1 protein-coding gene is annotated in these 1,517 nt (G+C 48.0%); it reads left to right on the top strand.

What is annotated here, in order from left to right:
• The first annotated feature begins 108 nt into the window (after positions 1-108).
• Positions 109-1,125, top strand: a complete 1,017-nt coding sequence (locus AJE_RS04225) for an IS110 family RNA-guided transposase (RefSeq protein ID WP_008949471.1) — start codon at positions 109-111, stop codon at positions 1,123-1,125.
• Positions 1,126-1,517 lie beyond the last annotated feature (392 nt).

The following is a 1,517-nucleotide window of genomic DNA, read 5'->3' as shown; positions in this document are numbered from 1 at the left end:
CAAAAAGCAAGACCTGATAATCATTAGCCTAAGCGGCCCTTAGACGGCCTCCGAGTTAATAGCTATTTTTTGATTGACGTCGAAAAAAACTATTTCCAAGGAGGCCGTATGAAATTGTATGTCGGTATTGACCTGCATTCCAATAATTCTGTGTTAGTAATTATTGATAAAAACGATAAGGTCATTTATTCCAAGCGTTTACCGAATGATGCGCAGGTTATTCTCGGGGTACTTGCCATGTATAAAGAGCAGATTGACACTATTGCTGTTGAATCAACGTTTAACTGGTATTGGCTGGTCGATGCGCTGCAAGCGGAAGGTTATGAGGTTCGTCTGGTCAACACCGCGGCAGTGGTGGTCTATGATGGCCTTAAATACAGCGGTGACTTCGCCGATGCCAGACACCTGGCGCATTTGCTGCGAATAGACCTGTTGCCCTGTGGCTATATTTATCCGAAAGAGCCTCGTGCTCTGCGTGATTTAGCACGTAAACGCGCGCAGTTGGTACGGCAAAAGACCACCCAGCTGCTGTCTATCAAGAATTTATTGATGCGCAATTTAGGCCGGGATACACCAAGCTACACTATTAAAACATGGACAGCGGAGCAAGTGGCCGCACTGCCCCTGTTGCCAGAGCAGTTACTGGCGTTGCAGGCGAATTGGACTGTGATGCAAGCGTTAGCACAGCAAATTCAGGCTGTAGAAGCTGAGCTGTTACGCCAACTTAAGCCTTGCAAGGATTTTCAGCTGCTTAAAACCGTATCTGGGATTGGCGATATTTTATCGATGACCATTTGTCTGGAAACCGGTGATATTACGCGGTTTGACAGTTGCGGCAATTTTACTTCTTACGCCCGGATGGTCACGTCAAAACGCGAATCAAACGGTAAGAAAAAGGGTGAAGGAAATCGCAAATGTGGCAACCGTTACCTGTGCTGGGCTTTTATGGAGGCCGCGCACTTTGCGATTGGCTCGGATGAATTAATCAAGCGATTTTACCAACGTAAATGCGCTAAAAATTTAAAGGTTGTCGCGATGAAAGCCGTGGCACACAAACTGGCCAGAGCCTGCTACAACATGCTAAAAGACGGGGTAGAGTTTGATGTGAAGCGCGCCTTTAACTGAGTTTACCCAGCGTAGCTGATGCCGTATTTGGGGTTGGTAAAACCATAGATCTGATTGCACTGCTACGCTGTTTCACCTTGTTTGCCGTAACATCGCCTGCTGCCTGAGCCATCAAGGGGTTGGTTTAAAACCATGATTCTGTCGCAGCAAAAGCTGCATCACTTGGACAGGCGGGAGAACAGAGGGTTTTCTGGGGCTACAAGTAGCCAGGGGCCGGACGCAGTGAGTCCAGAGCCTTGATCCTGATGGGTGACTGGAGCGATATATCGCAACCACCAACGAGAACTAAAATGCGAGGGTTATTGGTTTACAAGGAATAAAAGATACGCGCACTTGCGTGCGCGCGGGTTTGGTTACGCTATTGACACCGAGAGGCTAATGGGTGACCCCCA

The organism is Alishewanella jeotgali KCTC 22429, assembly GCF_000245735.1.
Lineage (GTDB): Bacteria > Pseudomonadota > Gammaproteobacteria > Enterobacterales > Alteromonadaceae > Alishewanella > Alishewanella jeotgali.
This window is presented reverse-complemented; position numbering and strand designations above follow the sequence as displayed.